This is a genomic window from Alteromonas sp. W12 (assembly GCF_001924945.1).
Lineage (GTDB): Bacteria > Pseudomonadota > Gammaproteobacteria > Enterobacterales > Alteromonadaceae > Alteromonas > Alteromonas macleodii.
Genome location: NZ_LQXH01000009.1, coordinates 300,380 through 322,404 on the forward strand (window position 1 = coordinate 300,380; position 22,025 = coordinate 322,404).

The window sequence follows — 22,025 nt, forward strand, 5'->3', positions numbered from 1 at the left end:
GCCTTTCAAATATTCTCAGGGCCATTAATTTTGATATGTGTAATGAGTTCAGGGAAAAACGTTAAGAATCTCGCTTCAATCTCGTCTCTGTTCGCATTAATATCATCCACAGCAAGATGAAACGTGTTGGGGAAACGAATACGTTTAGCAACCACAGCAATCGCCTTAGCAATGCCCTCTTCCTTAGCATAATCTTCAAACCAGTCATGGGTTATCATATTCCCAACACTGTGCTGCATCGTTCTTGGCATAGTGGGCAATCGCTGTTCTAACAATGCGAAACTCTGTTCCCTGAAGTCGTCAAAACCCTGTGCTGTAAACGACGCCCAATGTTTAATTAGCAAGTGATCGAAGTAGATATCTAGCGCCACAGGTGCAAAGCGCCGACGACTTTTATGAAATAACGCCTTTGCTGCTAAGACGCTGGTATGACTGTCGGTGAACCTATCGACTTCATAGTGGTTTTTAAGACCTAGCTGTACCGCTTGTCCAAACTCTTTAATATCAACACCCCGCCTGAAGTCACCGAGTAAGTTACCGAATTGAGAATCGGCAGTTGGTCGGGCTAAGAAAAGATGGGCAAGATAATTCATTTTGTAATTTATTGGCCTCTATTTTAAGTTGTAAGGGCTTGTTGGTATCAAGTAAAATTGCGGTCCAATTCAGATACGCTAAATTTGTACTTTTATAAACCGAACTGCCGAAACTAGCGTTGGCAGCAGCCAAATTCAAATGTAACTGAAAAACCATAGCACTTAAAATTGAGTTTCAACATGTCTGTAATATCCACTTTTGAAGTCACGTCTCTACTTTCACCAATCAATGCCTTTTTACATTGCGAGACGCCTCAGTCATGGATAGACGAAGCGCAGAAAGAGGAAAACCTTCGCGTTATCCTTACTGACCACCTAATTTGCGAGCTTAAAGCAGCTCAGTCTGCTATGTACCTACTTCGCCGCTATGTGGCCGATGAAGAAACCAGTAAGGTATTGCTGGGCTGGTTGAAACCTTACGAAGACTTCACTTACCGCCACGAAGGCGATTGGCAATCGCTTAATACTAAGCACCTTTCCAAAAATGTATTTAACACAGAAGGGCTAGACCCTTTTAAAAAAGACATGCTTGATAAAATGGTCATGCTAATTAAAGAAGAGCTTCATCATTTTTACCAAGTGCTAGAAATTATGCACGAGTTGGGGTTTGAATATAAGTCGGTAACATCCAGTCGTTACGCAAATGGCTTATTGCGTCACGTACGCACTTACGAACCTGAAAAGCTCATCGACAAGCTCATTTGTGGTGCCTACATTGAAGCGCGCTCCTGTGAACGCTTTGCCAAACTTGCGCCGTATGTTTCCGAAGATTTAGGTAAGTTCTATGTGTCATTGCTGCGTTCAGAAGCCAGACATTTTGAAGACTACCTAACGCTGGCTGGGCAAATCGCTAAAACTGATATTTCAGAGCGCGTTGCCCACTTCGGAGACGTTGAAAGATCATTGATTGAAAGCGACGATGACGAATTGCGTTTCCACTCAGGCGCACCACGCTAAAAGTTAACGCTTTGCATCCGTTTATAAATTAATCAATTTATATTGACGGCTTAGTAATTCTGCTGCACACTCAATTTGTAAACATATTGTTAACGGCAGTGTTTAGCGCTTTGCGCTGTGTTTGTATTTCCTTGGTTTTACGGTTAATCCGTGTGTTCTCCCTGCCTCACAACAATATTTTTTAAAATAATAACGTTGGTGAATAAGGCAGGACTTTATGATTTTGAATCATTTAATTGGTATTTACACTCATCCAAAAGAAGAGTGGCAAACCATTGATACCAAACACGAAACCTATTTTTACGCGCTTACCCATATCGCTTTTATATCTCTCATTCCTTCACTCGTGGCCTATTATTCCAGTGCCCATACTGGCTGGAGTATCGGCGCAGGTGACATAATTCGCCTTAGCGAAAATACCGCCATTATGATGGGTATAGGCATGTATTTTGGCTTAATTGCAGGCGTGGTCGCATTGGCTGTACTTATTCATGAGTTGGCTAAAGCGTTTGATGCGACGCCAACTTATACGCAGTCGCTAGAACTTGCGGCCTACACGGCTACACCGTTGTTTATGGTGGGCTTCGCAGGTCTTTACCCAGAACTCTGGGTAGTGATGACGGCGCTGTTAGTCGGTATTAGCTATTCGGTATACCTGCTCTACTCTGGCGTGCCAATTTTGATGCATATGCCAGAAGATAAAGGGTTCATTTACTCAAGCTCGGTAGTGACATGTGGGCTAGTATTGCTCGTTATTCTAATGACAGGTTCAGTTTTGGTGTGGGGACTGTCCGGCGGACCAGTATTTGTTCACTAGCCTCTTTCATTGAAATAAAGCATTAAAAAAGCCGCTTTAAAAAGCGGCTTTTTGTTATATCAAAGAGCGTCTTACATTAATCAGCGGCATCAATATTATGCACATCAAGATTGCTAAGCTCTGCTTGTACCACTGGCGCTTTTCTTGACGCTTCACCGCGCGACATATCAATTCGCTCAAGGTACTCTTGGTCGATATCCGCAGTAATATAGTTCCCATCAAACACTGACGTTTCAAAACGCTGAATGGTTTCGTTCTCTTCGCGAACGGCATCCACCAAGTCAGAAATGTCTTGGAAGATAAGGCCATCTGCTTGAATAAGCTCTGCAATTTGATCGATTTCACGACCATAAGCAATCAACTCGTTTGCCGATGGCATATCAATACCATACACATTTGGGAAACGAATTTCTGGAGCAGCTGACGCAAAGTATACTTTCTTCGCACCTGACTCACGCGCCATCTCAATGATTTGACCTGATGTAGTACCGCGCACGATAGAGTCATCGACAAGTAGTACACTCTTACCTTTGAACTCAGATGAGATTGCGTTTAGCTTACGGCGTACTGATTTTTTACGCATGGTTTGGCCAGGCATAATGAAAGTACGGCCAATGTAGCGGTTTTTAACGAAGCCTTGGCGATATGGCAAATCCAGTGTGTTTGCGATTTGAAGCGCCACGTCCATCGACGTTTCAGGAATAGGAATAACCACGTCGATATCCAGATCTGCCCATTCGCGCTTAATTTTTTCACCTAGCTTACGGCCCATGTTTACACGCGATGCATAAACTGAAATGCCATCTATAAAGCTATCTGGGCGAGCAAAGTAAACAAACTCAAAGATACACGGAGAGGTTACTGGATTCTCGGCGCACTGTCTGGTGTGCAGTTGACCCTCTTCGGTAATAAATACCGCTTCACCTGGCATTACATCGCGCACAAACTGGAAGCCAACAGCATCAAGCGCCACGCTTTCAGATGCCACCATCCATTCCTCACCCAGCTCGCTCATACGCTTACCGAGTGCTAGAGGACGAATACCGTGCGGGTCGCGAAACGCTACAATACCTTGGCCGATGATCGCCGCAACGACTGCGTAGGCACCACGAATTTTCTTATGAACTTTCGTTACCACTTCAAAAATGTGTTCGGCACTTACGCTTAAACCTGCTACCTGCTGCAGTTCATGCGCAAGAATGTTAAGCAATAATTCTGAATCTGAGGTGGTGTTGATGTGGCGGCGTGCAATGCGGAATACTTCTTCCTGTAGCTCATGGGCGTTGGTGAGGTTGCCGTTATGAGCAAAAGCAATACCAAACGGCGAGTTCACATAAAACGGTTGCGCCTCTGCAGAGCTTGATGTACCCGCGGTAGGATAGCGAACATGGCCAATACCCATGTTGCCAGACAGCCTCTTCATATGACGCGTATGGAAAACATCTCGAACCAAACCATTTGCCTTACGCAAATTAAACATATTTTGGTCGATAGTCATTATGCCTGCGGCATCCTGTCCACGGTGTTGAATAACCGTTAGACCGTCGTACAGTGACTGAGCTACGGGCGTTTTACCAACTATTCCGACTATACCACACATGTGCGTTACCTATTTCAAGCGGGATTTAAGAAACTGGAGGAGTCTTTCACATAACTGAAAAACCACTCAATGATGACACCAAACTCTGGAATGAGTACCGATGCTTGCCACCAATCTGAGGAAGCTGCACCAGTAAAGGTATCCATAAAAAAGAGCAATGCGCTAACTATAAGCACGCCACGCAGTGCGCCAAAAACTATACCGAGTGCCCTATCTGTTCCAGACAGCCCTGTTGCCTGAACCAATTGGCTAATCACGTAATTGATCATGCCGCCAAGAATGAGCGTGGTGACAAACAATGCTGCAATTGCAGCACCGTTTTTTAAGTAAGGATCGTCAATGGCTGTGAAGTAAACGGCGAGGTCAGCGTAGAAATTGCTTGAAATAAAGAGTGCAGCAAACCATACCACTAACGAGATGGCTTCTTTAACAAACCCTCTGATCAGGCTTATTAAGGTAGATACCGCAATGATACCCAGTATGGAAAAGTCTACCCAGTTCATCGTCTCTTTATTGCGTTGATGTTGCTTTTTATCGTAAAGCAACGAGCCTTTGGCGAGATGGCGCGCATTCTAACAGAAGATAAAAATATTACTAGTCTGTAATACCAATCCCTGTTGCTCTGTCCGTGCTTAATTCGACTAGCGCCAGGAACAATGCGCACTATTCAACTTTGAACGTAGTGACCTTACCTTTAAGGCTCGTCAGCTCTTTTAAATGCGGTAGTGCCGATTCCAGTTTTTTCTTGTCTAAATCTGGGCCAACGAAAACTTTATTAAGCGGGCCAGAACTGGTTTGAATTTTGCGACTAAACGCACGATACCCAGCCTTTTCCAGTTTCGTCAGCAGTGCCTTCACGTTTTTCTCGTGTCGGAAGCTGCCAAGTTGAATAACCCAACCAGCGTCATCGTCTGCGACACTTTTTGTATTAACCACCGTTTGGCTTGCTAGATTGTCCTCTTCTTCAAAGGTTTTCACCGCTGGCGCTTTTGCGGTAGTGGCTTCACCTGCACTACCACTTTCCTCTGCTCCAGAAGAATCCAGATCATCATCTAATGCCGTTTCATCTTGAATTTCAACCGCTGGCACCGCAGCTTTCGCTACGCGCTCTGATGGAAAAGATTCTGGCTCTACGATGGGCTTTTTAGGCGGATTAGCAGGTACAGAGACAAAAGGTTCTCTGTTTGTTTGCTTTTTGCCATCAAGAAAGTCTGGTAAAAAGATTACCGCTAGGGCGACAACAATAATTGTCCCCACCAGTCTATTCTTTAATGCCGATGTCACTGTGCTCTCCTGCTTGAATACACGGTTTTACTCTACAATGCGCGTGTTAGTTTTGCTCAGCAAGCACGTCTGCTACGGTAACAAAAGAACCAAAAACGAGAATAAGTTCACCAGTTTGATAATCTGCAAGCGCGCGCTGATATGCCGAGGTCACGTCCTGAAACGTGTCTATATTCTCTATGGTTGTGCCGGCATTAACAAGTGCATTTTCAAGTACTTCTGCCCTGCAGCCCCGAGGACCACTCGTTGACGCTACGTACCACTTGGCATTAAGTGTCGCCAGTGGCGCTAAGGTCTCTGCAATAGACTTATCTTTTAGCATGCCCACCACAACGCGCATTTGGCTTACATCGTAACGGTTTAGCCAATCTTGCATAGCTGTCGTCGCTTGTGGATTATGGGCAACGTCTACAACTACTAACGGGGAATCACTGATAGTCTGCTGGCGCCCCGGCATGGTGGTGTTCTCAATAATATCTCTTACCACGCTTTCTTCGGGCAGCAAATCTAGTAGCTCCAGCGCGGCCAACGCTGTACTCGCATTTTGAAGTGGAATTTTAGGGTAAGGTAGCGACGTATAACTATTGCCCTTCCCTTTCCAGCTCCACTCACTGTAATCACTTGCTACCACTGTTTCGAAATCTTGTGTAGCCCAACGTACGTTAGCTTGTAGCTCCTTAGCCACATCGTAAAGCGATGATGGAGGAAACAGCTCACCAACCACTGCATTGCCGTTTTTGCGCATAATGCCCGCTTTTTCCCGAGCAATTTTTTCGCGGGTATTACCAAGCCAATCTTGATGGTCAAGATCGATAGTCGTAATAACAGCTAGATTGGGATCAATAATGTTGGTGGCATCCAAACGTCCGCCTAGGCCTACTTCAAGAATGACCACATCAACAGCCCATGACTGCATCATTTTCATGGCAGCCAGTGTACCGAACTCAAAGTAAGTTAGAGTAATAGGTTCGCCACCCGTGTCTTTTCGCGCGCTTTCAACAAACTCAAATGCATTTACAAATTCATCGGCAGGCGGTAATTCGCCGTTGTAACGCACGCGTTCACGATAGTCGGTTAAATGGGGTGAACTGTATACCGCAACACTTTTGCCTTGCGAAAGCATGGCCTGCTCAAGTAAGCGGCACGTTGTGCCTTTACCGTTTGTGCCTGCAACAGTAATAACCAAAGACTGGCTGAGTGAGAGTGCCATGGCATTGGCCACTTCTTTCACTCTGTCTAGCCCCATATCGATGGCGCTAGGATGAATAGATTCTAGGTAGGATAACCACTGGCTCAGGCTTTTTTGCGAAGATGAAGACGCTGAGGCGTTTTCTGCGTGTGGCGCTGAGCCAGTATTTAGATTGTTTTCGTTATTCACTAATTCTTATAATGCAACTTAACCAACAGGCTGTGTAATCTATCACGCATATCTCTGCGGTCAACAATCATATCAATTGCACCTTTCTCAACAAGGAACTCACTGCGTTGGAAACCTTCAGGCAGCTTTTCTCTTACTGTTTGTTCGATTACGCGAGGACCCGCAAAGCCGATTAGCGCTTTTGGCTCGGCTACGTTTACGTCACCAAGCATCGCCAAACTTGCAGATACACCACCCATTGTAGGATCGGTAAGTACACTAATATAAGGCAGGCCTTTCTTGCTCATTTTAGCAAGCGCTGCAGATGTTTTAGCCATTTGCATTAGCGACATCAATGCTTCTTGCATACGTGCACCACCACTTGCACTAAAGCAAATAAGCGGCATATCGTTTTCTAAACATGCATTAACAGCAGCAACGAAGCGAGCGCCTACAACCGATGCCATTGAGCCGCCCATAAACGCAAACTCAAAACACGCAACCACTACCGGCATACCTTTTAGCTTGCCCTGCATTACCACTAGTGCGTCTTTCTCGTTCGTTGCCTTTTGTGCAGCAACGATACGGTCTTTATAGCGCTTAGAGTCTTTAAACTTAAGTACGTCTTGTGGCTCATGCTCTGCACCTAACTCAACGCGATCGCCATCGTCTAAGAACGCATCGATACGGCGGCGCGCCGTAATACGCATGTGATGGTCACATTTAGGGCAAACTTCCTGAAGTTTTTCCAGTTCGCTCTTATATAGCACTGCTTGGCATGAACCACACTTCGTCCAGATACCTTCTGGTACGTTACCTTTGGTTGATGTTTGCGTGCGAGGAAGAATTTTTTGAATCCAGCTCATGGAAATTGAATCCTTTGTTTTTTGTTTGCCGACCATGACGATTGATGTTTGTTCATACTTGTGGTCAACAACACATTAATTTTTTAAGTTTCATACTGTATTACAAAGAAAAAATACGTAACACAATAGAACAGCTACCTAATATAGCGCGCTATTAGACCACAATACAACGAAATGGAAAAAACAAAACTGGTCTTAGAAGTTGGCAGGGGATGATTTGAAGATACACGCTTCAATACAACCTGAGTTAACTGCTAGGCGATGTGCAGCTAACTTAGATTGAAAAATTTAAAGGCGAAGGTAGATAGATTAGGCTTCTGGAAGGAATAGTGGTCCTAAAGGCGGCTTAGGTAAACCGTGCTCGTCAGGGTAAGTGACGTCGACCAAGTACAACCCATTTGGCTTCGCCGTAGCTGCAGATTTACTTCTGTCTTTCAGGCTTAACAAGTGAGCTATCCAATTTACGTCTTGCTCCCCTGCCCCAATCTCAACAAGCGCGCCCGTGATATTGCGAACCATATGATGCAAGAAAGCATTGGCTCGAATATCAATTATAACGTATCGCCCTTGGCGATATACGCTTACATCAGTAACGTTGCGAAATGGCGTTTTACTTTGGCAAAGCGCTGCGCGGAACGAGGTAAAGTCTTGCTCGCCTAGCAAGGCTTGTGCGGCAACATGCATTTTTTTCTCATCTAATTCGCGGTGAATATGGGTAACACCGGAATGGAGGATAGCTGGGCGCATTTTCGCATTATGAATAACGTAACGATAGCGGCGATGGGTAGCAGAAAAACGTGCATGGAAGTCATCGCTGACGTTCTTTGCCCAGGTAACAGCAACAGAGTTAGGCAGATTCGCATTTACGCCGAGTGTCCAAGCGCGCTCTGAGCGTGGTGCATCACAGTTAAAGTGAACCACTTGCCCAGTAGCATGTACACCAGCATCGGTACGTCCAGCGCATTGCACTTCAATGGGTTCGTTGGCTACTGTCGATAGTGCCTTTTCAAGATGTTCTTGAACACTTGGTACTTCACGCTGGCGTTGCCATCCGTATACAGCAGCACCGTCGTATTCAATCCCTAAGGCAATTCGCCCCATATCTGTATTACCCCGTTTCTGAAAAGGCGCTAAGTGTAGTCATGTCGCTTGCAACATGCAATGCCGCTAATACGCAAAACTCCTTTAGGTCATAGAAAATAAATGTACATCACCTAAAACAAAAACGGCCTGCGTATCTTGTAAATACACAGGCCGTTCATTATGTCTGGCGAACAATCTATTGTGTGCGTCCGCACAGATTATCTAGGCGATATTCGCTATAATCGCTGCAGCTTCCTGTTTTTGCTCTTCGCTACCCTCTTTCATTACTTCTTCAAGCAACTCTTTTGCAGCGTCCACATCGTCCATTTCAATATAAGCGCGAGCTAAGTCCAGGTTAGCGTTCTGCCCTGCGTCTTTATCTATATCAATCACCGTATCTTCATCAGATACACCTGTGAAGTCAGATAAACTTACATCAAGATCTAGCGCTTGGCTATCCGGGTCAATAGCGTCTGCATCATCGCCATCGTCCATTAAAGCCTCTACATCAAGGAAGTCTTCTGGTGGCTTTTGCGCGTCACTTTCACTGTCGACATCACTAAGTAAGGCGGCAAGATCTAAATCAGGGTTATCGAGTTTAAGATCATCCTCTTGAGCCTTTTCAGTCTCAACGGATTGAGCCTCTTGTTCGTCCTCTTCAATTTCAGTTGGCGTGGCAATATCCAATTCCACATCATCTGGAATTTCAAGGTCGTCTAATGCAAGTTCCGAATCATCTTCTTCAAGGGCGAAAGTATCTTCGTCGTCTTCTTGCTCAGACTCAAAAGCACCATCTTCGTCTAGCTCAAAGGTTTCATCTTCTTCGTCTAGTTCAAACGTATCATCGCTTCCGTCGAATCCAAGGTTGTCGTCACTCCCTTCTAACTCGAATGTGGCTTCATCATCTTCCTGCTCAAGTTCGAAAGTATCTTCACTCTCTGCTGAAGATGCTTCTGGATCCTGACCGTCGTCATCACTTTCAATTTCACTGGTGTCGACATCACTTGTATCAACAATAGCGTCTGACTCAAGACTTTGAAGAAGCTCATCGAACTCAGCACTGTCAAGATCGTCAAGAATCTCGTTGTCGTCTACATGATCGTCGTCATCGGAAGCAGACAGCCAGTCGTCAAGGCCAGGAACATCGTCAAGTTCGTTAAAGTCTTCTTCGCTGTTCTTATCTGAATCGCTTTGGTTTAAATCAGTTTCTTCAGGTGAACTCGATTCTTCAGCAGCACTAGATTCTGATGATATTTCGTCACCTTCATCTTCACCGTCTACTACACCGTCAATTTCTTGCTCTAATTCAAAGCTTTCTACTTCGTCATACGCAGCGTTTAACAGGCTGTCGTCGTATTCATCACTGTCTTCTGCTGAAGCATCTTCCGCTGGCGCTGATGGCTCTTCCGTATCCATCTGACTGAACGAAGGAATATCATCCATCATCTGTCTTTCAAACGCTTCAATAGCGTCATCTAGTGGATCGTCTGACGTTTGCCCTGCCTTTTCTTCAGCGTCTTCATCGACAGCTTCGATCTCTGGCTCTACGCCTGTTTCTGGCTGTAGTTCTGCCTCGGCTTCCGTTTCTAGCTCTACTTCATCTTCCGAGTCGGTTTCAGGCTCAGCTTCGAATTCTAGCTCTGATTCTGGCTCTGGCTCAGATTCAAGTTCCGCCTCTAATTCAGGCTCAATCTCAGTGTCTTGTTCTGCTTCTACTTCAGTGCCAAACTCTGGCTCTGAATCTAGTTCTAACTCTGGTTCACCTTCGGCTTCCGCCTCTAGCTCTACTTCATCTTCCAAGTCGGCTTCAGGTTCAGCTTCAGTTTCAGGTTCAACTTTTTCTTCTGGTTCCTGGTCTTGTTCTGTTTCAGAATCGATATCCTGTTCCAATTCAGATTCAAGCTCAAGCTCAGGCTCAACTTCAAATTCTAGCTCTGATTCCGGCTCCGGCTCAGATTCAAGTTCCGTTTCTAGTTCAGGCTCAATCTCAGCGTCTTGTTCTGCTCCTATTTCAGTGCCAAACTCTGGCTCTGAATCTAGTTCTGACTCTGGTTCACCTTCGGCTTCCGCCTCTAGCTCTACTTCATCTTCCAAGTCGGCTTCAGGCTCAGCTTTTTCTTCTGCTTCTTGGTCTAGTTCTGTTTCAGAATCGAAATCCTGTTCGAATTCAGATTCAGAATCAGCTTCAAATTCTAGCTCTGATTCCGGCTCCGGCTCAGACTCAAGTTCCGCTTCTAGTTCAGGCTCAATCTCAGCGTCTTGCTCTGCTTCTACTTCAGTGCCAAGCTCTGATTCTAGTTCTGACTGCGGTTCACCTTCGGCTTCCGTCTCAAGCTCTACTTCATCTTCAATGTCAGCTTCTAGCTCAGCTTCTGGTTCTGACTCAAACTCGACTTCAGGTTCGAACTCTGCATCTGTTTCATCATCTGGTTCTATTTCAGACTCAAGCTCAGAAAGTAGCTCGTCTGTCAGCAAATCTACATCTTCACTGCTTTTAGATTCTTCAGCTTCTAGTTCAGCAAGCAACTCATCAGTTAGCGGGTCGCTAAAATCATCTTCGCTTGCATCTTCTTCATCGCCTTCAGGCGTTTCAAGATCTACGTCTTCTTCGTGAGCTTCAGGACTAACTTCAGGCTCGCCATCTAACTCTGCTTCAAGCTCTGCAAGTAGTTCATCAGTAAACGGATCGTCAAAATCACCTTCCTCATCGGATTGAGTAGGTAAATCGCTAGAAGCGCTTTCATCGAGCTCATCATCAGCTGAAGGCTCTTCAGCAAGCTCATCTTCCGCCTGTAGCTCAGCAATAAGCTCATCGGAAAGAGGGTCACTGAAGTCCGCGTTAGTTTCGATTTCGTCGGTGACTATTTCGTCTAAATCGTCGGTAATGGCATCAAGACTCTGAATAGACTGCGGCGACGGCGAAGAAGTTGTTATTTCTTCCTCAAGATCATCTTCGTCTTCGTCATCTTCTTCACCTAGGCCACCCATCATTTCGATTTGCTCAATTTCATTTAACAAATCGTCGGTGATTTTATCAATTTCTTTATTTTGCTGATTAATCTCGTCGTCGAGCTTGCTCAACATATCCTCATTGATAAGGTCGTCATTGCTGTCTAGCTCATCAGTAAGACCTGCATCAACGCCGTGCTCTTCTAGCAAATCGTCAATACTGATTTCAGGCTTATCGTCCTCATCTTCTACGGTTGGCAAAGAAGAAACACTTTCTGTTTCTTCGCCAGCGTCAGATAAATCATCAACCGAGCTTGCAAGCAACGCGTCGATATCGTCTTCATCAACGTTGTCAGATTCTGCGGTTCCGTTGACCTCAGCCAGTATGTCGTCAGGGTCTATGTCGCCCGACTCATCTAGCTCATCACTCTCAAGTTCTGCCGCGTCTTGGCTTTGTACATCATCAAGCAAGTCATCAATGTCAAAATCATCGTCATCTGTCGAGGCCGCCTCGTCAGCAACTTCCGTCTTTGGCTCGCTTTCATCGGCAGAATCTTCATCAAAGATGTCGTCATCCCCTGACAGGTCGAAGCCTTCAAGGTCGTCAGTGTCGTTTTCGTTTAATACTTTATCTGACAGGTCATCGTCATCAAACAGACTATCTAGTTCACTTTGATCAAGCTCATCATCGCCAGCTTCAAACAAGTCATCACTGCCATCGTCTGGCACCAACATGTCGTCTTCAAGGTCGGCGAAGGTTTCTAGTTCGTCATCTAGGCTTTCTTCTAAATCTGAGGTAAGTACGTCATCAAGTAGGTCGTCGTCATTAAACAAGTCATCATCTGACAACTCTGCTTTATCATCAAAGTCAGGGGCCAGTGCACTTGAAAGATCGCCAATGTCAGAATCAGGTACCGGCACTTCATCGTTATCGGCTGTAATCGTAGGTCCAGCCGCAGGTGCTTCGTCAGGCTTACTATTACGTTTTAGCAGCCACATGATAAGACCACCAACTAACAATAGTGACAGAATTGCAGAGCCTATGATTAGACTGAGTGGGCTGGTAAGTGCGCTTAAAAAAGAAGACTGCTTTTCTGCTTCGCGCTGCGCTTGCTCGGCCTTGATCATGTCGAGCAATTCTTGCTGAAGCGCCACTTGCATATCAAGTTGGCTCTTAACATCACCTTCCACTTGTCCACGCAAGGTTTCTAGCTCGCCATTAACGGCCTCAACACGCTCGTACAAGCGTCTGTTTTCGTTAAGAATAGCTTCAACATTTTCCAGTGAGGCTGCAAATTGCATACGCAGCTCGTCAAATTGTCGGGTTTGCTCCTGATCTAAGCGAGTGATTTTTTGTTCAATATCAGTTTGGGTTTGCGTTAAGTCTTGTTGATTGACTAAAGGCGATGCAGGCTTGATATTTCTTACGCTACTGCCGGGCTTATTAAGCATTTCAGCAAATGCTCTATCATCCTGCTCAGCGCGCATCTGGGCTTTTTGCTTATCAATTCTGGCGATATATCGCTCTGATGGTAACTTTAATACCGCACCATCAACTAATAAATTTAAATTGCCATTTTCGAATGCGTTTGGGTTGAGCTCGTAAATAGCGGTCATAACCTGATACACACTCAGGTTATTGTTTTGGCGGTAACGCTCGGCAATACGCCATAGAGTATCGTTGGCGTCGATAGGGCCATATTCTAGGCCCGAATACTGATTAGTTGCGTCTTTGGGACCTTTTAAGAAGGTAGCGCGTTCTTGTGCATCTACAGTGATAATAGGGCCAGACAAACAAAGTGTTAGTAAAAGTAAGCCCGTCAAATGCAATTTCATAGCAGTCCTATATGCCCTCAAGCGTCTTTACCACCCGAGACATATGGGCGGATTTTCTAGCCAATCAGTACGGAAGAAAATATTGGCTTTTATTTTTATTCTTAAGCCACCTTGAAACCATTAATAATCAAGCTAGCGTTTTACAGTCTTTATGAACTTAGCAGTAAGATTTATTTGCGCTTTTTAGAGTTCTTACCCTTCGCCTAAGTGTCTGACTGAGTATTGTTTTTAACGTTGTTCTATTCCTAACTTTACAAACTATAAACCAGTTATTAAGGGTGATCTAGTTAGACAGTAGTATTGAAGCGCTCTAATGCTCAAATTTTCGCTAAAAACCGTCATTCAGTAGCTTCGAGTGCTGTCTTTCTATCCCGTTGAACAGTGCTGCTTCATTGCAACAGGCATTGCCCTTTCATTGCGTATCGGCAAGCACAGAAAAATGTTTACCTTTTCCTGTGCTTATCCGATTAATCAGAGGCTGAACCTCTGTAGAATATTTACAAGTAGTCGCGAATGAGTGTCTCAGCAATTTGAATGCTGTTTGTCGCTGCACCCTTGCGAATGTTGTCTGACACTACCCATAGGTTTAAACCACAAGGGTGAGTAATATCATTCCTGATCCGCCCTACATGCACAATGTCGTTGCCGCTAGCACTGCTTACTTGCGTAGGGAATTGCTCATTGCCGTCGTAAACTGTTACGCCTGGCGCATCGGCTAAAAGCTCTTTAACATGCTGCGCATCTATTGGCGAACGCGTTTCAAGGTGAATAGCTTCAGCATGCCCGTAGAAAACCGGTACACGCACAGCCGTCGCGTTTACCAAAATACTTTGATCGCCCATGATTTTTTGGGTTTCCCACAGCATTTTCATTTCCTCTTTGGTGTAGTCGTTGTCTTGGAATATGTCGATTTGAGGTATGACATTAAAGGCAATTTGGCGACTAAACGACTCTGGCTTTACTTCACGTGCGTTTAGCAAACCTGCGGTTTGTTTAGCCAGTTCTTCCATGGCTTCTTTACCTGCACCAGAAACTGACTGGTATGTGCACACGTTAATACGGTCAATACCAACAGCGTCTTGAATAGGTTTAAGTGCAACCAACATTTGAATGGTTGAGCAATTTGGGTTCGCAATAATGTTTCTATTGCGAAATTCTGCCAGTGCATGGGCGTTAACTTCTGGCACCACAAGTGGGATATCTGGCTCGTAACGAAACTCTGAAGTATTATCGATAACAATACAGCCTTCCTCTGCCGCTATCGGAGCAAATTTTGCAGAAATGCTGCCTCCAGCTGAGAAAAAGCCAAATTGCACTAATGACCAGTCGAAATCATCAGCATCTAATACTTCAATGTCTTCGCCTTTAAACGACACGGTACTACCTGCTGAACGTTTACTGGCAAGCGGATACAAACGGTTTACCGGAAAGTCTCGCTCTTCTAATAGTTCAATCATGGTTTGGCCCACTAGACCTGTGGCGCCAAGTACCGCTACGTCAAACGCTTGCGACATAATGCTTTATGCTCCTAATATTAAAATAACTAAACCAGACTTACGTGAAAGCCCAGTTTGGTGAATGTGTCTTGGATTTGCTTACTGGTGTTTTTTGGCAAGTGTAACGCATAGGCGCTGCACTCGCGACGCACTCTGTATTGCTTGCGCAATGTAGAGAACGTATTTGCTATGTGTGTCTCTGGCGTTTCATTATGGCCTGACGCAAACGCGTTTCGCGTTATCTCATCGTCAATAGCTACATCATACACATTGTGGAATACGGCAATGAGATCCTCAACCGACAACCGCACCGCCTCAGGCGAATTTAACGCAACTTTGATCGGATTGGTTTTCTCTAAAAAGTCGCTAAGCACTTTGTCTGGGGCTTTGCCCACTACGTCACAAATTTGCTCGTAAATCATTTGCGTACCGCGCACTTTGCCTTCTACAGAGTGCCCCGCGATATGTGGTGTAACGAACCAAACATAGTCAAATAATGCTGTATTTATGGCAGGCTCATTATCGAATACGTCGAGTACCACCGTTGGCGGTTTTTCCCCTTGAAGTACGCTAAGTAGTGCCACTTCATCAATAACCTCACCCCGGCATGCATTTATAAGCAACTGGTTTGATGTTAATCCTTCCAGAAACGCTTCGTCTATCATCTGATATGTAGGATATTCGCCGCCTTTAATAAAAGGCACGTGAAGCGAGATAACATCGCACTTTGCTATTTGCGCTAAGTCTACAAATGACTGACCGTTATGCTCCTTCTTACCAGATTTTGCTAGCGCTTGCTGTAGCGGTGGGTCATACAGACAGTGTTTAACGCCAATTGCCATTAAAATTCTTGATAATGCAGTTCCCACATTACCAGCACCTACTATTCCCACTGTCGCATTATATAAATCGAGCTTTTGGGCTTTTTGCGCGTGCAGCAAAACACTCAACACGTACTCGGCAACCGCTACGGCATTACAGCCTGCTGCACTGCTATGCATAATACCCACGCTATCTAAATGCGTTTTATCTAGATGATTGGTCCCCGCCGTTGCCGTAGTAACAAACTTGAGCTTGCTAGCGCTGGTCAGCAGTTCAGGGGTAACCTTTGTGGTAGAACGCAGCGCAAGAATATCTACATCGCGTAGCATTTCAGGCACAAGAGATTGCCACGCATAGGTTTCAATCTCACCTACGCTATTAAGGTAATCGGTGCCAAACGGAATGGTATCTTCAAGAAGTATTTTCATGGCGCTAAGTGTACCTTAACTTAGGCTTTTAGTAACCCAGCGCCCTTGATTTATCTTATCGGTGATTCGTTTCATTTACGTCATTTTGATGCACGTTTGGCCGCAACATTAAAGAGACGGCCGAAGTTCATACAATCCTTTAAAACGGGAACGCTCAGAGCAAACCGCTTTAGCTCACGTTTTTTGTCCACTTCATCCGTTGCGATCATCGTATTAGATAACGTTTAACTTCACGCCGTTACTTGTCATATCCAGGGAAACGGCGTTCAACGCGTCGTTTAATACCCGGCCATGCTAACAAACCACCAGCCTGCCGGGTGACTTGATCGGCCTGCATTCGAATGCCATCTAGAATTGCCGAATGAATTGGAATAAGCGGTTTGCCTGTGGCCTGCGCTTTTAACTGAATTTCACAGGCGCGCTGCATAATAAACATAAACAAGAATGCATCGGGAATATTGTCTGCACAGGTTAAAAGCCCGTGATTGCGCAAAATCATAAATTGGGTATCACCAAGGTCGCGAACCAATCGCACTTTTTCTTCTGGGTTTAGCGCCACGCCTTCGTAGGCATGATAGGAAAGCGACGCCAGCGGAAAAAGCGACTGTTGCGAGTAAGGCTGCAGTCCTTTTTCTAAAATGGATACCGCCACACCTTCTGCTGTATGCAAATGCAACACGCACTTTGCATCGTCTCTAGCCTCATGAACGGCGCTATGAATAGTAAAACCTGCTGGGTTAATGTCGTATTCACTTTCCATTACTTTGTTACCGTGAAGATCAACTTTAACCAAGCTTGATGCCGTAACTTCATCAAACATTAAACCGTAGGGATTAATCAAGAAATGATGGTCAGGCCCAGGAACACGAGCAGAAATGTGAGTAAAAATGAGGTCGTCCCAACCATACATAGCAACTGCGCGATAACATGCGGCAAGATCAACACGGGTTTGCCATTCTTCACTGCTAACTTTCGACTTTACTGAATCTGTCATAGCTTTACTCTTTTAACGTACAAATTAATTTCATTTGAGGCGGGAGCCCTAGGTGGAAGGCTCGATACCTTGAACGTTTCAATGAAACTTCCACTTACTTTCTCTTACCGCCTACATTACGCGCAGTAATTGCTATACACTGTCGGATATACGACATTGTAAGAAATTTGTTAAATGGAAAAATTTAAACCTGTTCTCGCTAGCTCTACTTGGTTTAGCGCGCTTCCACCCTATTTGCAGGAAGCCATGTTCGACAAGATGCGTCTAAAACACTTAAAAGCTGGGCAGCAACTGCATGCCAAAGGTGAAGACGGTGTCGGTTTTTATGGCGTATGCGAAGGCCGTTTAAGAGTTGTCACTGTGGGCGTGGATGGTCGCGAAATGCTATTTGCGCTACTGGGCCCCGGCACCTGGTTTGGTGAGATATCGATGTTTGACGACCTCCCTCGTACTCACGACAACTTCTGCGAGACAAATTGCACGGTGGCGATTATTCAAAAGAACGCGTTTAAAGCACTGCTTGAACAATATCCTGAACTCTACCCGCATTTTACTCGCCTTTTATGCACGCGAGTGCGCAGCGCTTTTCAGTTTATTGACTCAAGTGCGGGTCTTAGCCTTAAGCACCAGCTGGTAAAACGGCTTTTAATGCTTACCACCAGTTACGGTCAGCATTTGCCCAAACATAACGCGATTACGCTAACCCTTTCGCAAGAGTCTTTAGCGCAAATGATAAATAGCAGTAGGCAAACGGTGAACCAGTTATTAGGTGAACTTCAACAAGAAGGTTTGGTAAAACGGCATTACGGGAAAATCACTATTCCCGAGCCAGATACCTTGTTTAGTCGTTACCAGTTTATTTAACTTGACGCTTCCGCCACATTACTGGGTCTTTCCTTCGTATTTCAATCGCATAGATGTATAGAGTATTTCATCTGTTGATGAAGTACCCTAATGACGAAAGTGCCGTCATCGACTTTTTAAAAGAAGACCATGTGCCTATGAACTGGCAGTTGAAAGTAATTCTTTCTGATATACTCTGCTGAAGTACCGAAACTAGGTTTTTCCGCCAGAATAACTAGAGCTTCGTGTAGGGCAACAAGATAGGCTTCAGTTTGAGTTACGCCATGAATATTGGCTGAATAATCGTAAATCCCGGAGATATCTTCCTCTGCTTTATTAGAGAGGGTATATTTATTCATTCTGAGGCTCGAGTTTTCTTAGCTTGAATAATATCTAAAACATTCTTATCACTTTTCCCACTCAATTCACCTTCTATGAGAGCTAAGCTAATTGCCTCTCGCTCACTCTGATTGCGACGTATTAAATCGCGAATATAATCACTAGCATTAGCAAATTTGCCAGTTTTTACTTGTTCATCAATCCACGTACGCATTTCGTCAGGAAGCGACACATTTAAAGTTGCCATTGTCTATTTCCGAATGTTCACCACCCTAAAATTATGGCAAAGATTGACAAAGATTGCCGATTGAGTAATGAAAGTTGGTTTAACCGATAGCTCAGAGCACTTAGTTAAACGACAAATTTAGCGTCACTCGAAACACTGCGCTTAATAAAAATTTGACATTCTGCTTCACGAACAAAACACACAATTACAATCGCTTAAGCGGCCGCTTCTGAAAACACAGGTTTTATTTAAAAAAATAGCAACAAAAAAGGGCGTAAACACAAGCACCCACGCTGCTCAGGTTTACGCCCTTTTGTCTTCTTTGAAACTTCTTAACTGAAGTTAAAAAAGCTTACTGGTTCAAGCGGTTTCAATTAACCGTTATAACGCTGCATAACCAGCGTTGCGTTAGTGCCGCCGAAACCAAAGCTGTTAGACATAATTGTGTTTAACGTTGCTTCACGTGCTTGGGTAACAATATCTAGCCCTTGTGCCGCGTCGTCTAACGTGTCTATGTTAATTGATGGCGCAATAAAGTTATTCTCCATCATCAACAAGCTGTAAATAGCTTCGTTTACACCCGCAGCTCCTAGTGCGTGACCTGTCAGCGACTTGGTTGCACTAATTGGCACACCTGCTTGACCAAACACTTCTTGAATAGCGGCAAGTTCTTTCACATCACCTACTGGCGTTGATGTACCGTGGGTATTCAAGTAATCGATTGGCGCATCGATATTTTGCATTGCCATTTTCATACAGCGAATTGCGCCTTCACCCGACGGTGCAACCATGTCGAAACCGTCTGATGTAGCACCGTAACCTACTACTTCGCCGTAGATTTTTGCGCCGCGAGCAAGCGCGTGCTCAAGCTCTTCAACAACAACCATACCGCCGCCGCCAGAACTTACAAAGCCGTCGCGTGCTGCGTCATAAGTACGTGATGCCACAGCAGGATTGTCGTTATATTTAGAGCTTAGTGCGCCCATAGCGTCGAATTGGCTTGATAGTGACCAATGTAATTCTTCACCGCCACCGGCGAATACTACGTCTTGCTTACCAAGCTGAATAAGCTCTAGCGCATTACCAATACAGTGGGCACTAGTTGCACACGCAGAGGCAATTGAATAGTTCACGCCACGAATTTTAAACGGTGTCGCTAAGCAAGCCGATACCGTAGATGCCATACAACGAGGAACCATGTATGGACCAACACGCTTAACGCCTTTTTCGCGAAGAATATCAGCAGAAAGCACTTGGTTTTCAGAAGACGCGCCACCTGAGCCAGCAATGATACCTGTGCGTTCGTTTGAAATGTCGCTTTCTTCTAAACCAGAGTCTGCAATGGCTTGTTGCATCGCTACGTATGCGTAGCCTGCCGCATCGCCCATAAAGCGCATAGCTTTACGGTCAATATGGTCTTTCAAATCGATGTCGATGTTGCCCCAAACTTGGCTGCGAAGGCCCATTTCGGCGAACTGTTCTGAAAATGTAATTCCAGACTTACCCGCTTTAAGTGAAGCAAGTACGTCTTCTTTATTTACGCCGATGCTTGATACGATACCAAGACCGGTGATAACTGCTCTTCTCATAGTTTACCCTTTGCGTTGTTGCGGCTTATGGTAACGATTTTGAATGGTAAAGTGGTCTGCTCTGCCAATTGTCATACTCAAATTTGCTAAACTTCAGCGTTGCAGTACCTGTTTCAATTCTGGGCTTATGTGTATAAACAGGTAAATTCCCACTTCCCTTCTTTTTTCGTTTATGCCGTCTTTGTCTAAGCTTTCTTGTTCAGAATATTTCCAATGTAGCACGAATGCACAGGGTCATGACCAGCGTTAATTTATACCTTCATAAAACCTTCAAAATAGCTTTAGCGGTTTCTTTTATTGACCAAATTGGGCTCTAAGTTTGTTCTTAAATATTTTACCCGTATCTTCTCTAGGCAGGGCAGCGAGTATTTGCAATATTTTAGGCCACTTGAACCGCGCTAGTTTGCCATCTAAATACCCGTGTAGCGCATCAATCGACAGCGCATTGCCGGGTGAGCATTGAACAGCCACCACAACTTTTTCACCATACTCAGTATCAGGCACACCGAACACCGCACAGTCTGTAACCTCAGGCATTTCGATGATGACGCTTTCTATTTCAGCAGGAAATATATTGGCGCCACCTGAGATGATCATGTCTTTTTTCCTATCGCAAATATAAAAGTAGCCATCTTCGTCCACATAACCCATATCACCTAATGTCGTGAATTCACCAACATGTAAGTCGCTTTGCGTGCCCGTAGTATTGGTATATTTGAATGGCGCGAACATGGAAAGGTGCGCATATATAACGCCAACATCACCTACTTCGCACTCCTCTTTATCGTCGCTCAGTATTTTAATCGCGGCACCGGGAATGGGCTTACCCACAGAATTTGGCTTCTCTAATGCTTCTTGAGATGAAATTAGGGTCATAAAGCCCAATTCACTAGCGCCATAAGATTCAAAGAAAATTGGGCCAAACCAGTTAATCATTGCTTCTTTCACGTCGCTCGGCAGTGCTGACCCGGTTGATAAGGCAAAACGCAAACTTGAAGTGTCGTATTTGCGTCTTATCGACTCGGGCAGCTTAAGTAGCCTCACCATCATGGTAGGAACAATATAGGCGTGAGTCAGCTTAAACCGCTCTATGTCTTGTAAAAAGCGTTCGGGGTCGAATTGAGGCTCAATGTATACATCAATATTACCCGCTGCTAAACAGCAGAGCGTAAGCGCATGTGGTGCACTGTGATAAAGCGGTGCCGAGACAAAAAAGCGATCACCTCTTGATAACTGCATTAGCGCTTCAGACAGCCCTTTGAATATTAAATAAGGGTCTGGCCGAGTTAGGTCTACATCTCGCTTAATACCTTTAGGCTTTCCAGTGCTGCCAGATGTGTAGGGAAACATGCCCTTAAAGCGCTTGGGCGGTTCATTGTGACGCTTTGCGTTTGGGGCAGCTAATAGCGTATCAAGGCACAGATACTGTTCCCCAGTTTTCGCCTCTGACGCTAACAGTGAATTTTCTGTAAGATGGTAGCGCCCTAAAATGCTTTCTGGCGTTTTACTGGTGTATATCACTGACAAGGTGGGAACTTGTAATAACGTTTGGCGGTCATTCTCACCCTTTAATAAATCGCGATGAGCGAACAGTACTTTAGCGCCACAGTCGTCTAAAATAGGCAAAAGTTCGGCAACAGGGCTGTGCCAATTAAGCAGAACATAGCGCGAACCCACATATCGGCATGCCTCTACTATTTCAAATATATCGACGTGGTTTCGCATAAGAATAGCTACCACATCGTTATCGCACACACCTTGCTCAGCAAGTGCACGTGCGATGATACGTGCACGATCATCCATTTCGTTTCTAGTGCGTTTGCAAATGCTTTGACCACATTGGTGAAACACGCCCGCCATACCTTCTCCCTGAACTATCTTGAATAGACCTATCGCTAAATTTAACAAAATATTTACAACAACAATTAAATAAACGTATTGTTTTT

The 22,025-nt window shown here is 44.9% G+C and carries 18 protein-coding genes; 3 read left to right on the top strand and 15 right to left on the bottom strand.

Features of this window, described 5'->3' with window-relative positions; genetic code table 11:
• Window positions 1-5 precede the first annotated feature (5 nt).
• Window positions 6-593, bottom strand: a complete 588-nt coding sequence (locus AWH61_RS14880) for an acyl carrier protein phosphodiesterase (protein ID WP_075177480.1) — start codon at window positions 591-593, stop codon at window positions 6-8.
• Between the two features lie 180 nt (window positions 594-773).
• Between AWH61_RS14880 and miaE the strand changes: the two genes are divergently transcribed.
• Window positions 774-1,550, top strand: coding sequence for a tRNA isopentenyl-2-thiomethyl-A-37 hydroxylase MiaE (miaE, locus tag AWH61_RS14885; protein ID WP_075177481.1), 777 nt, complete (start codon window positions 774-776; stop codon window positions 1,548-1,550).
• 217 nt (window positions 1,551-1,767) lie between these two features.
• On the top strand, window positions 1,768-2,367 hold the full coding sequence (locus tag AWH61_RS14890) for a Yip1 family protein (protein ID WP_014949940.1): 600 nt from the start codon (window positions 1,768-1,770) through the stop codon (window positions 2,365-2,367).
• A gap of 76 nt (window positions 2,368-2,443) precedes the next feature.
• Here AWH61_RS14890 and purF read toward each other — a convergent pair whose 3' ends face one another.
• The 10 genes from purF to AWH61_RS14940 all read right to left on the bottom strand — a co-directional run bounded on the left by purF (window position 2,444) and on the right by AWH61_RS14940 (window position 17,082).
• A complete protein-coding gene (gene purF / locus AWH61_RS14895; protein ID WP_014949941.1) occupies window positions 2,444-3,967 on the bottom strand; it encodes an amidophosphoribosyltransferase in 1,524 nt (507 codons plus the stop codon).
• 14 nt (window positions 3,968-3,981) lie between these two features.
• On the bottom strand, window positions 3,982-4,470 hold the full coding sequence (locus AWH61_RS14900) for a CvpA family protein (RefSeq protein WP_014949942.1): 489 nt from the start codon (window positions 4,468-4,470) through the stop codon (window positions 3,982-3,984).
• Window positions 4,471-4,630: 160 nt separating this feature from the next.
• Window positions 4,631-5,251, bottom strand: a complete 621-nt coding sequence (locus AWH61_RS14905; RefSeq protein WP_075177482.1) for an SPOR domain-containing protein — start codon at window positions 5,249-5,251, stop codon at window positions 4,631-4,633.
• Window positions 5,252-5,297: 46 nt separating this feature from the next.
• Complete coding sequence (folC, locus tag AWH61_RS14910) at window positions 5,298-6,629, bottom strand: bifunctional tetrahydrofolate synthase/dihydrofolate synthase (RefSeq protein ID WP_083605968.1); 1,332 nt, start codon at window positions 6,627-6,629, stop codon at window positions 5,298-5,300.
• On the bottom strand, window positions 6,629-7,474 hold the full coding sequence (gene accD, locus AWH61_RS14915; protein WP_014949945.1) for an acetyl-CoA carboxylase, carboxyltransferase subunit beta: 846 nt from the start codon (window positions 7,472-7,474) through the stop codon (window positions 6,629-6,631). Before accD ends, folC begins: the two co-directional genes overlap by 1 nt.
• A 309-nt stretch (window positions 7,475-7,783) precedes the next feature.
• Window positions 7,784-8,575, bottom strand: coding sequence for a tRNA pseudouridine(38-40) synthase TruA (truA, locus tag AWH61_RS14920; RefSeq protein WP_014949946.1), 792 nt, complete (start codon window positions 8,573-8,575; stop codon window positions 7,784-7,786).
• Window positions 8,576-8,779: 204 nt separating this feature from the next.
• Window positions 8,780-13,342, bottom strand: coding sequence for a FimV/HubP family polar landmark protein (locus AWH61_RS14925; RefSeq protein WP_075177483.1), 4,563 nt, complete (start codon window positions 13,340-13,342; stop codon window positions 8,780-8,782).
• 497 nt (window positions 13,343-13,839) lie between these two features.
• Window positions 13,840-14,856, bottom strand: a complete 1,017-nt coding sequence (locus AWH61_RS14930; protein WP_075177484.1) for an aspartate-semialdehyde dehydrogenase — start codon at window positions 14,854-14,856, stop codon at window positions 13,840-13,842.
• Window positions 14,857-14,885: 29 nt separating this feature from the next.
• Entirely contained in the window at window positions 14,886-16,088 is a 1,203-nt protein-coding gene (locus tag AWH61_RS14935; RefSeq protein ID WP_075177485.1) for a 4-phosphoerythronate dehydrogenase, read from the bottom strand.
• A 238-nt stretch (window positions 16,089-16,326) separates the two neighbouring features.
• Window positions 16,327-17,082: a class II aldolase/adducin family protein gene (locus tag AWH61_RS14940; protein WP_075177486.1), complete on the bottom strand. Its 756-nt coding sequence runs from the start codon at window positions 17,080-17,082 to the stop codon at window positions 16,327-16,329.
• A 174-nt stretch (window positions 17,083-17,256) separates the two neighbouring features.
• Between AWH61_RS14940 and AWH61_RS14945 the strand changes: the two genes are divergently transcribed.
• Complete coding sequence (locus AWH61_RS14945) at window positions 17,257-17,946, top strand: Crp/Fnr family transcriptional regulator (RefSeq protein ID WP_069944556.1); 690 nt, start codon at window positions 17,257-17,259, stop codon at window positions 17,944-17,946.
• Window positions 17,947-18,062: 116 nt separating this feature from the next.
• Here the strand turns inward: AWH61_RS14945 and AWH61_RS14950 are convergent, their stop codons facing one another.
• From AWH61_RS14950 to AWH61_RS14965, 4 genes are all read right to left on the bottom strand, one after another.
• A complete protein-coding gene (locus AWH61_RS14950) occupies window positions 18,063-18,284 on the bottom strand; it encodes a type II toxin-antitoxin system RelE/ParE family toxin (RefSeq protein ID WP_249922657.1) in 222 nt (73 codons plus the stop codon).
• Window positions 18,281-18,511 (bottom strand): type II toxin-antitoxin system ParD family antitoxin, encoded by a 231-nt coding sequence (locus tag AWH61_RS14955; protein ID WP_075177487.1) that lies wholly within the window; start codon window positions 18,509-18,511, stop codon window positions 18,281-18,283. Before AWH61_RS14955 ends, AWH61_RS14950 begins: the two co-directional genes overlap by 4 nt.
• A gap of 353 nt (window positions 18,512-18,864) precedes the next feature.
• A complete protein-coding gene (gene fabB, locus AWH61_RS14960) occupies window positions 18,865-20,079 on the bottom strand; it encodes a beta-ketoacyl-ACP synthase I (RefSeq protein ID WP_014949953.1) in 1,215 nt (404 codons plus the stop codon).
• Window positions 20,080-20,373: 294 nt separating this feature from the next.
• Window positions 20,374-21,939, bottom strand: coding sequence for an AMP-binding protein (locus AWH61_RS14965; RefSeq protein WP_075177488.1), 1,566 nt, complete (start codon window positions 21,937-21,939; stop codon window positions 20,374-20,376).
• Window positions 21,940-22,025 lie beyond the last annotated feature (86 nt).